This is a genomic window from Bacillus sp. JJ1609 (assembly GCF_036967045.1).
Classification (GTDB): domain Bacteria; phylum Bacillota; class Bacilli; order Bacillales; family Cytobacillaceae; genus Mesobacillus.
In genome coordinates this window covers 1-10,557 of record NZ_JBALSS010000011.1, presented here as the reverse complement: position 1 = coordinate 10,557, position 10,557 = coordinate 1, and the positions used below count along the sequence as shown (strand labels likewise).

Sequence of the window (10,557 nt, the reverse complement as noted above, 5' to 3'; positions counted from 1 at the left end):
CCCTACGAGAACAACTCAAGTCGATTTTCCCCACACTTGGTGTCATGATTAGCCCTCTGAGAATCACTCTATCTGATTTTTATCTCTCTTATTATTATGAGAAACCCTTAAAATTTTGTTTAGAATTCTCCTAATTACAATTCAGTTTGGTTTTGGACTCTCGAAGCATTATCATAAAAATCATTCGACAAATGTTCTGAATACTCTACATAACTAGTCAAAGGAAATCCCTCTGCCTGACCGAATACATTAGGAAGATAAATTTTTACAGGCGGTGGAAAAGCATGGATAAATTTAACGAATTGGTCTCTACCCAAATGCAAACAATGGAAAAGCTACTTTATCTGCAGTCTGAATTAGAACGGTGCCAGGAAATCGAAAAGCAGCTGGATGCACTTAAACAAAATGCTGAGCTGGAGGAGCTTCGCGTGGAGATTGACCGAAAGAAGCAGGAGCTGCACGAGATCCACCGAATGTTTGAAAAACAAACAGAAGAAGTTATCCATACGTATCAGCAATTAGCGGTAACTTTTCGATAAAAAGCACTTTGGATGGTCTATTATTAATCAATCATTTCAGAAAAGTTCACTAATTTATAAAAATATATCAATTTTAGGGGGCCATCGGTGTAAATCGGTGGCTCTTTTGTTTTAAATTCTTCCATTAACCGTTATAATAATAAAAAATAGGAATCGTTCTTTGTTGCCTTTTGTCGTTTTTCAATTTTTCTAGATAAATATACATTGATAGGTTGCAAAGTTTCCGGGAAAGGAAAGTAGGGGAGAAGAACATGGGCGTACCCATCGAAGGTGAATCTGTCCAAATCCATAGTTATAAGCACAATGGGCACATCCATCGAGTCTGGGAAGAAACCACCGTCTTAAAAGGAACACAGAATCTTGTGATCGGCGGGAATGACCGGACAGTCGTGACGGAGTCAGACGGAAGAACCTGGATTACTAGAGAGCCTGCAATCTGTTACTTCCACTCTCAACTGTGGTTCAACGTTATAGGCATGATTCGGGAAGATGGCGTTTACTATTATTGCAATATTAGTTCTCCATTTATATTTGATGGAGAAGCGCTGAAATATATTGATTATGATCTCGATATAAAAGTTTTTCCTGACATGACATTTAATTTGCTTGATGAAGATGAATATGAGCGCCACCGTAAAGAAATGCAATATCCTGATGTGATTGACCAGATCCTAAAATACAATGTGGAAAAGTTGAAACGCTGGATCAGGCAGAGGAAAGGCCCATTTGCGCCTGACTTTATCGATATTTATTATGAACGGTATTTAACTTATCGTCGTTAACCAATCAGGATAGACAAAGCAGCCTGTTGATTTGTTTCAACAGGTTTTTGTTTCGCAGTTAAAGCTAGGCAAGGCTCCATAAGGGGGAACAAAATTGGGCAGCATCCGCAGATACTTAAAATTCGTTAAACCATATCGGCTGCAGATTATTGGAACAATCATTATCGGGATTTTTAAATTCGCAATCCCACTGTTAATACCATTGTTAATAAAATTTGTCCTTGATGATGTGATTGCCAACGACTCATTAAGTAAAACAGAGAAAACGGACAGGCTTTTCTGGGTAATGGGCATCATGATCGTAGTCTTTGTTATACTTCGTCCGCCAATTGAATATTACCGCCAATATTTTGCACAATGGACCTCAAGTAAAATACTCTATGACATAAGGGACAGATTGTTCACACATATGCAGCGACTCAGCTTTAAGTATTATTCGAATACTAGGGCAGGTGAGGTCATCTCGAGAATGATCAACGATGTTGAGCAAACGAAAACCTTCGTCGTGACCGGATTAATGAACCTGTGGCTTGACGTTGCTACTATCATGATAGCGGCTGCTATCATGTTCACTATGGACGTAAAACTGACCATTGTCTCTTTAATCCTGTTTCCTTTTTATGCTTTTTCCGTCAGGTACTTTTTCGGTAACCTGCGAAAGCTTACGAGGCAGCGTTCACAGGCACTTGCGGAGGTACAGAGCTACTTGCATGAGCGGGTAGCAGGAATCTCTGTCATTAAGAGCTTCGCAATTGAGGATTATGAGCAGACTCAGTTTGACCGTCAGAATAAAAACTTTTTAACAAAGGCTTTAGAGCACACAAGCTGGAATGCCAAAGCATTTGCTGTGGTCAATACGATCACGGATATCGCTCCGCTTCTCGTTATCGGATTTTCAGGCTATCAAGTTCTCCAGGGAAATCTGAGCATCGGGGAAATGGCTGCATTCATCGCTTACATCGACAGGCTTTACAATCCGCTCCGCAGGCTGGTCAACTCTTCGACTACATTGACCCAGTCAATCGCTTCAATGGACCGTGTATTTGAATTCATGGATGAAAAATATGATATAAAGGATTCAAAAGATGCAATTGAGCTGAAAAAGGTCCATGGCGATATTTCCTTTAACAACGTAAGCTTTGCTTATGATGAGGGCGAGGAAACAGTCCTTAAGAACATCAACATTAATGTGGAAAAAGGAGAGACGATTGCCCTTGTAGGAATGAGCGGTGGGGGGAAATCTTCCTTCGTCAGTCTGATCCCAAGGTTCTTTGACGTTTCTGATGGAGCGATCCTCCTTGATGGACGAGACATCCGTTCGTTCAAAGTCCGTTCTCTGCGCGATAAAATAGGCATGGTTGCACAGGATAATATTTTATTCAGTGAATCGGTCAAATCAAATATCCTGCTGGGGAAACCAGCAGCCAGCGATGAGGAAGTAGTGGAAGCGGCAAAGGCGGCAAATGCCCACGACTTTATTATGAATTTACCTGAAGGGTATGATACAAAAGTAGGGGAAAGAGGCGTCAAGCTTTCAGGAGGACAAAAACAGCGTGTGGCAATTGCCCGAGTCTTTCTTAAAAATCCGCCGGTTTTGATCCTGGATGAAGCTACCTCTGCTCTTGACCTTGAAAGTGAGCACCTCATACAGGAAGCAATCGAGAAGCTTGCCAAGGACAGAACCACTTTCATTGTCGCACACCGGTTGTCGACTATAACCCATGCTGACAGGATTGTGCTGATCGAACACGGTGAAATCGTGGAGGTTGGCCGTCATGAGGAATTAATGGCTAAGCAAGGCGGCTACTACCGATTGTTCCAGGTTCAGCAGCTTGAAAATTAAATAATAGTTTAAAAACGAAGCACAAATAGTGTTTCGTTTTTTTTTATTTTTTGAAGTAACCCGAAGGACTCCTGGTCTGCTTTAACGAAAAAACAAATAGTACCAAATTACAATAATGATTCTAACTGTTTATTATATTTAAATAATTAAGAAAAATCAGTAGACTAAGTCATTGCATTTAATATAAAATGTTTAACACAGACAGAAGTAAATTTTATTCAGCAATAATATTTCGGTAATAGAAAGGAGTAGTAAAGTGGTACATGCTCCGGTTTTGGATGTAAAAAACTTAAGAACATCTTTTATCACATCGGATGGCGAAATTCCAGCTGTTGACGACGTCAGCTTCTCAGTGAACAAAGGAGAAATCCTTGGAATTGTGGGAGAGTCAGGCTGCGGCAAGAGCGTGACATCATTATCCATCATGAAGCTGATTCCACAGCCACCAGGGAAAATAGCCGGTGGGGAAATCCTCCTGAATGGTGAAGACCTTGTCCATGCATCGGAAAAAAGGATGCGTGAGATACGGGGTAATGAAGTAGCAATGATTTTCCAGGAGCCAATGACTTCGTTAAATCCATTATTCACGATTGGCGAGCAGCTGACAGAAGCGTTGAAAATACATAAGAAACTGGGCAAAAAAAATGCATATCAGCAGGCGATTGAAATGCTGAAGCTCGTTGGACTCCCGAGAGCTGAGCAGATCATCAAGGAATATCCTCACCAGCTTTCAGGTGGGATGAGGCAGAGGGTCATGATTGCGATGGCGCTTAGCTGTCACCCGAGAGTATTGATTGCTGATGAACCGACTACAGCGCTTGATGTCACAATCCAGGCGCAAATATTGGCATTGATGAAGGATTTGAACGAAAAGCTTGATACTGCCATTATCATGATTACTCATGACCTAGGTGTGGTGGCAGAAGTTTGCCAGAGAGTGGTTGTCATGTATGCGGGCAAAATCGTTGAGGAAGGGCTAGTAGAGGATATCTTTAAGTATCCGAAGCACCCATATACGCTGGGACTGCTTAAATCAATTCCTGATATCCGTGAGAAAAAAGAGCGCTTGTATTCGATTCCAGGAAACGTTCCAAAACCTGGTTCGATCAAGACTGGCTGCCGTTTTGCAGCCAGGTGCGAATTTGTTATGGACCGATGCTTGAGCGAGAATCCCGAACTCTATGAAACTGAAAGGCCGGGACATTCTGTACGCTGCCTTTTACATGAGAAGGAGGGAGTAGCCAATGGCAGAAGTACTGTTAAAAGTTGATAATCTAAAAAAATACTTCCCTATCACTGGAGGCGTCCTCGGCAAACAAACCGGGAGCGTAAAAGCTGTTGATGATATCAGCTTTTGGGTCAACAAAGGCGAGACACTCGGCCTGGTTGGGGAGTCAGGTTGTGGGAAATCCACAACAGGAAGAATGCTGATGCGCCTGACAGATCCAACTGAAGGGCAAGTTGTCTTTGAGGGTAAAGATTTAGTTACTCTATCAGACAGTGATATGCGAAAAACCCGCAAGGACATGCAGATGGTATTCCAGGATCCATTTGCTTCGCTGAATCCAAGGCATACGGTCGAAAAAATCCTCGAGGAGCCATTGATTGTCCATGGCATCGGGACTAAACAGGAGCGCAAGAAGATGGTGAAGGAAATGCTTGAGGTTGTTGGCCTTAGCAGCTACCATGCCAAAAGGTATCCTCACCAGTTCAGCGGAGGGCAGCGTCAAAGAATTGGAATTGCCCGTGCCCTTATGACACGGCCAAAGCTAATTATTGCGGATGAACCTGTTTCTGCGCTGGATGTTTCGATCCAATCACAAGTGTTGAATCTACTGGAAGACCTGCAAAAGGAATTTCAGTTGACTTATATTTTCATAGCCCATGACCTGGGAGTGGTAAAACACATCAGCGATAGAGTGGGGGTCATGTATTTGGGAAGGCTGGTCGAAATTACGGATGCAGATAAGCTGTATGAAAAACCGCTTCACCCATATACGAAAGCATTGCTTGCGGCTGTTCCTATTCCTGATCCTGAGATCAAGCGGGAAAGGGAACTTCTGACTGGAGATATCCCAAGTCCAGCTAACCCGCCTAAGGGATGTGCCTTCCATACAAGATGCAAGGCATGCATGGAAGTTTGCAAGACTGATAGACCCGAATTGAGGGAAATTGAACCTGGTCATTTTGCTGCCTGCCATCTATATTCCTAGCAAATAGGAATGTGTGTGGGCAAAACAGCATAGATGATATATATCATGGACTGGAACCAAAAATACTGGTCCGAAAAAACAAGGGGGAAAAATATGAAAAAGCGTTTTGGATTGATGTTTTTTGCTTTTATCCTGATCCTGAGCTTAGGGCTAGCAGGCTGCAACAATGAGTCTGGCGGCAAGAAAACTGGCGGGGAATCTAGTTCAGACGGCGGATCATCGTCCGGCGGAACTCTCGTATTCGGCCGCGGCGGCGATTCAACTTCGCTTGACCCTGCGATCACAACTGAAGGTGAAGCTTTTAAAGTAACAAAAAACATCTATGAAACTCTCATCGAATTTGGTGAGCAGGATACAGAAATCAAGCCAGGTCTTGCTGAGAGCTGGGAAGAATCTCCAGATGGTCTAAAGCACACATTAAAATTGCGCAAAGGTGTTAAATTCCACGATGGCACGGATTTCAACGCCGAAGCGGTAGTATTCAACTTTGAGCGCTGGAAAGCAGGAAACAAAGAGCAATTCTATTACTATAACTCACAATTTGGTGATGTAATCAAGGAAGTAAAAGCTGTTGATGAGTATACAGTAGAATTCACGTTAAACCGTATACTGGCTCCTTTCAACAAAAACCTTGCTATGTCTCCATTTGGAATTGCAAGTCCTGAAGCAGTCAAGAAGTATGGTGATAAATTCCTTGAAAACCCAGTTGGTACTGGACCATTTAAATTCAAGGAATGGAAACGCAATGACAAGGTTACCTTGGTGAAGAACGAAAATTACTGGGATAAGGGACTTCCCAAGCTTGATGAAGTTATTTTCCGTGTAATCCCTGAGAACTCAGCTCGTTTGAATGCATTGAATACAGGCGAAGTTGACATTATTGACGGCGTGAATTTCAGTGATGTCGAATCAATCGAAAGCAATCCTGATTTGCAGACATTCTTCCGTCCTTCTTTGAATGTAGCTTATCTAGGATTGAACAACGAACGCGGACCGTTAAAAGACAAGAAAGTACGCCAGGCATTAAACTATGCTGTTGATAAGAAATCGCTGATCGACGCATTCTACGCTGGTGCAGCTGAGCCGGCCAAGAACCCAATGCCAAAAACGGTTGCAGGATATAATGATGAAGTTGATGGCTATGAATATAACCCTGAAAAAGCTAAGGAGCTTCTAAAAGAAGCTGGATTTGAAAATGGCTTTGAAATGGAACTATGGGCAATGCCTGTTGCAAGACCATATATGCCTGATGGAAAGAAGGTTGCTGAAGCTCTTCAAGCTGATTTCGCCAAAATTGGCGTAAAAGCTAAGATTGTCTCTTATGAGTGGGCAACATATCTTGAAAAAGCCCGTGTTGGTGAAGCAGATTCATTCTTGCTTGGCTGGACTGGCGACAATGGTGACGCTGACAACTTCCTGTATGTACTTTTAGACCAGGACAACATTGACAGCAATAACTATGCACGCTACAAAAATCAAGAGGTACATGACCTGTTCATCCAGGCTCAGTCTACTAATGACCAGGCTGAACGTGAAAAACTTTATAAAGAAGCTCAATTGTTAATTAAAGAGGATGCTCCTTGGATTCCACTAGTTCACTCAGAGCCTGCTCTTGCGGGAAGAGCTGACGTGGTTGGATTCAAGGCACACCCAACAGGTTCTGACCTGCTTGCAACTGTTGAATTCAAAAAATAATGCATAAGGAAAAGGGAGAACATGTGCATTCTCCCTTTTCTGCTGAAAAGCGGATGTGCATTGGTCATCAATGACCTTCGCTTGTTAAAGAAATATCACCATGAAAAGAGGTGGGAAGGTGTTTGCCTATTCTGTCAGAAGGATTTTATCATTAGTTCCTGTACTGTTGGGTCTTTCACTTATTGTATTTTTTATGATCAGAGCAATCCCTGGCGATCCCGCCCAAGTCATTCTCGGGCAGCTTGCTACTAAGGAAGCGATTGCGGATTTAACAAAACAGCTTGGTCTAGACCAGGCGTGGTATATTCAATATTTCAACTATCTGGGCGACTTGCTGACCGGTGATTTAGGACAATCTCTAAGGACGAAGTCAGAGATCAACAGTGAAATCTGGCCATACCTTGCTGCCACAATGGAATTATCGTTCGTGGCGATGCTGATTGCCATCGTTATTGGTGTGAATGCTGGCATTATCAGCGCATGGTTCCAGAATTCATGGTTTGATTACGTAGCCATGGTCCTTGCCTTGATAGGGGTTTCAATGCCGATCTTCTGGCTTGGATTGATGGAGCAGTGGATGTTTGCCATTAATCTGGACTGGCTGCCGACATCGGGCAGGGAGGAAGTACGAAATCCAGTCGACGCTATTACGAATTTTTATATTATAGACACGCTGATCCAAGGCCGCACTGACCAGCTCGTTGAGGTACTGAAGCACCTGGTGTTGCCTGCGGTGGCTTTGGCAACCATTCCAATGGCAATCATTGCAAGAATCACACGTTCTACAATGCTTGAGGTGATGCGTTCAGATTTTATCAGGACAGCAAGGGCGAAAGGGTTGCGCATGTTCTGGGTTGTCTATAAGCACTCCCTGAAAAATGCTGTCATTCCTGTTTTGACGATTATCGGATTGCAAACAGGCCTCCTGCTTGGCGGTGCGATCTTAACGGAAACAATCTTTAGCTGGCCGGGTATTGGCAGATACATTTACGAAGCGATCAATTATCGAGACTATCCGGTAATCCAGTCAGGAATCTTAATCATTGCATTGCTCTTTGTGTTGATCAATCTTGTCGTTGATTTATTGTACGCAGCAATTGATCCAAGGATTAAATATCATTGATGGAAGGGGAGATTTAGATGGAGATTTCAACTCAAAAACAAATGCAGCCGCCTACCATACAGGTAGAAGAAAAAGTGGCATCTCCCTGGGCAGAAGCATGGTATAGTTTCAAGAAGAATAAATTGGCTCTTGTGGGTACATTTATTGTTTTGTTTTTTATTTTGCTTGCAGTATTTGCCCCGCTGATTGCTCCAGAAGGAATCAATGATCAGAAAATGTCAGTGCGCCTCCAGGCTCCTTCAGCTGAACACTGGTTTGGGACCGATGATTTTGGCCGGGATATCCTTTCGAGGGTTATCTTTGGTGCAAGAATATCATTATGGGTAGGAACATTTTCCGTAATGGGCTCGATTATAGTTGGTTGTCTTCTCGGAATACTTGCAGGTTACTATGGAAGATGGGTAGATTCCATTATATCCAGGATTTTCGATATCATGCTTGCCTTTCCAAGCATACTGCTGGCGATTGCGATAGTAGCAGTGCTGGGACCGTCGCTCCGCAACGCATTGATTGCAATTGCTATCATAAACATACCGACCTTCGGAAGGCTGATTCGTTCCAGGGTGCTCAGTGTAAAGGAAGAAGAGTATATCATGGCCGCCAAGGCTGTCGGGATGAAGGACAGCAGGATTTTATTCCAGCATATCCTGCCTAACAGCATGGCACCAATCATCGTTCAAGGTACACTGGCGATTGCGACTGCAATCATTGAAGCAGCCGCACTGGGCTTCTTGGGCCTAGGGGCAGAAGCACCGAACCCTGAATGGGGCAAGATGCTTGCTGATGCAAAACAGTTCATGATTCAAGCCCCGTGGACAATGATATTCCCTGGCTTGGCCATTATGCTGACGGTTTTAGGTTTTAACCTGATGGGCGATGGACTAAGGGATGCGTTGGATCCGAGGATGAAGAATTAGCGATTATAAGGCAAACGAAAAAGCAGCTGATAAACCAGCTGCTTTTATATTTCTGTATTTTGTTCAATACTCACATTGTTATCGTCTTTATGGTAAGACTGGAAGCTTGTAATAAGTGTGTCGAGATGCTCTACATTCTCCCCGTATTCCATGATAATGGAAACAAGCTGCATGACATGGTAAAGCATTTGGCTGTTCGTTTCAGCCAAATCTTTTTTTTGCGCTAAAAAGAGTTCGAACAGCTGTTTCTTGTTCAGGCAGACCTCGCCTTCCATGTATGAGGCTTCAGCGCGGATTTTACCAGCGAACTTCAACATGACTTGTTCATGGTGATTAATCAGGCAATCAAGCTGATGCTGGAGAACTTCCTGAAAATCGATAGGCATCTGGTTGAATTCATTTTCATAGCGATGTAGCCTTTTCAGGGTTTCCAAAGATTTTTTTGTTGTGTTGATCATTTGTCTGTAGATAACAAGCTTTCTGGATTTGGCGAGCTTGTTATTTTTAAAATAATCACGTTCTTCTCTGTACATCAGGTACAGCTGGTCAAGCTTGATGATGCCTTCGCGCATTTTTTCAATATCTGCCTTCAAGAGCTGGTGCTCCGAAGCGTGGCGCGTACTTAACCTGATCCACTTTGTGATTTCCTCTGATAAAATAGTGTTTTTGTAGTAAAGCTTATTTTCATATCTTGGCGGCAGGAAAACAAGATTCACTATAAAAGCTGAAACGACCCCGAGCATGATCGTTGAAAAACGGATCACAGCAAATTGGATAAAGTCATCACCGGGCGTTTCCATGATCGCAATCAATGTGACTAGCGAAAGGGAAATGGTGTTTTCAAGCTTTAGCTTCAAGTTAAGCGTGATGACCAGCACTGCAGCAAGGCCAATGATAAAATGACTGTTGCCGAACGCCATTACGAACACAACAGCAGTTGCTGCGCCGATTAAGTTGCCCTGGACATGTTCAATAATAGAAAGAAAAGAGCGATAAACAGTTGGCTGCAAGGCAAAAATCGCCGCGATTCCTGCGAAGACAGGAGACGGAAGGTTAAAAATCTGTGACAAAAATAAAGCGAGTATAATGGCTATTCCCGTTTTTAAAATGCGGGCACCAAGTTTCATTGAGTGTGAATTCCTTTCATTAGAGATGATGATCGTACATCCCATTCGTTATACTTTAAACCATTTTGTTAAAAACTAAACAATAATGTACTATACAATGGTTGGAGCAGAAGTTCAAGCGACAAATTTACGAAAAACAAGCCTATTTTAAATGTAAGTGGTTACATTGATAAAATAATGAATTTGATTGAACGTTAATATTTTTAGAAAAAAAAGAGCCATTATTAAATGGCTTGAAAAACATTAAAGTAAAAGGTGTTAAGAACTGGACTCAATACAAGAGAGTTTCTACATGAGAAGAGTTGTTATGAGAAGAGG

9 protein-coding genes are annotated in these 10,557 nt (G+C 42.7%); 8 read left to right on the top strand and 1 reads right to left on the bottom strand.

The features are described 5' to 3' along the window. The first annotated feature begins 284 nt into the window (after positions 1-284). The 8 genes from V7654_RS10685 to V7654_RS10650 all read left to right on the top strand — a co-directional run bounded on the left by V7654_RS10685 (position 285) and on the right by V7654_RS10650 (position 9,112). A complete protein-coding gene (locus V7654_RS10685) occupies positions 285-539 on the top strand; it encodes a YgaB family protein (protein WP_335430322.1) in 255 nt (84 codons plus the stop codon). A 251-nt stretch (positions 540-790) separates the two neighbouring features. Beyond that, entirely contained in the window at positions 791-1,321 is a 531-nt protein-coding gene (gene ntdP, locus V7654_RS10680) for a nucleoside tri-diphosphate phosphatase (RefSeq protein WP_335430321.1), read from the top strand. A 94-nt stretch (positions 1,322-1,415) separates the two neighbouring features. Next, positions 1,416-3,164 carry an ABC transporter ATP-binding protein gene (locus V7654_RS10675; protein WP_335430320.1) on the top strand — a complete coding sequence of 583 codons (1,749 nt, stop codon included), beginning with the start codon at positions 1,416-1,418 and terminating at the stop codon, positions 3,162-3,164. A gap of 256 nt (positions 3,165-3,420) precedes the next feature. Next, positions 3,421-4,434 carry an ABC transporter ATP-binding protein gene (locus V7654_RS10670; RefSeq protein ID WP_335430319.1) on the top strand — a complete coding sequence of 338 codons (1,014 nt, stop codon included), beginning with the start codon at positions 3,421-3,423 and terminating at the stop codon, positions 4,432-4,434. Then, complete coding sequence (locus tag V7654_RS10665) at positions 4,409-5,377, top strand: ABC transporter ATP-binding protein (protein WP_335430318.1); 969 nt, start codon at positions 4,409-4,411, stop codon at positions 5,375-5,377. Before V7654_RS10670 ends, V7654_RS10665 begins: the two co-directional genes overlap by 26 nt. A 93-nt stretch (positions 5,378-5,470) precedes the next feature. Next, on the top strand, positions 5,471-7,072 hold the full coding sequence (locus tag V7654_RS10660) for an ABC transporter substrate-binding protein (RefSeq protein WP_335430317.1): 1,602 nt from the start codon (positions 5,471-5,473) through the stop codon (positions 7,070-7,072). Between the two features lie 118 nt (positions 7,073-7,190). Further along, complete coding sequence (locus tag V7654_RS10655) at positions 7,191-8,195, top strand: ABC transporter permease (protein WP_335430353.1); 1,005 nt, start codon at positions 7,191-7,193, stop codon at positions 8,193-8,195. A 17-nt stretch (positions 8,196-8,212) separates the two neighbouring features. Next, a complete protein-coding gene (locus tag V7654_RS10650) occupies positions 8,213-9,112 on the top strand; it encodes an ABC transporter permease (RefSeq protein WP_335430316.1) in 900 nt (299 codons plus the stop codon). 44 nt (positions 9,113-9,156) lie between these two features. On the opposite strand, the gene V7654_RS10645 is transcribed toward V7654_RS10650, so the two are convergent. Further along, positions 9,157-10,239 carry an aromatic acid exporter family protein gene (locus V7654_RS10645; protein ID WP_335430315.1) on the bottom strand — a complete coding sequence of 361 codons (1,083 nt, stop codon included), beginning with the start codon at positions 10,237-10,239 and terminating at the stop codon, positions 9,157-9,159. Between the last annotated feature and the right edge of the window lie 318 nt (positions 10,240-10,557).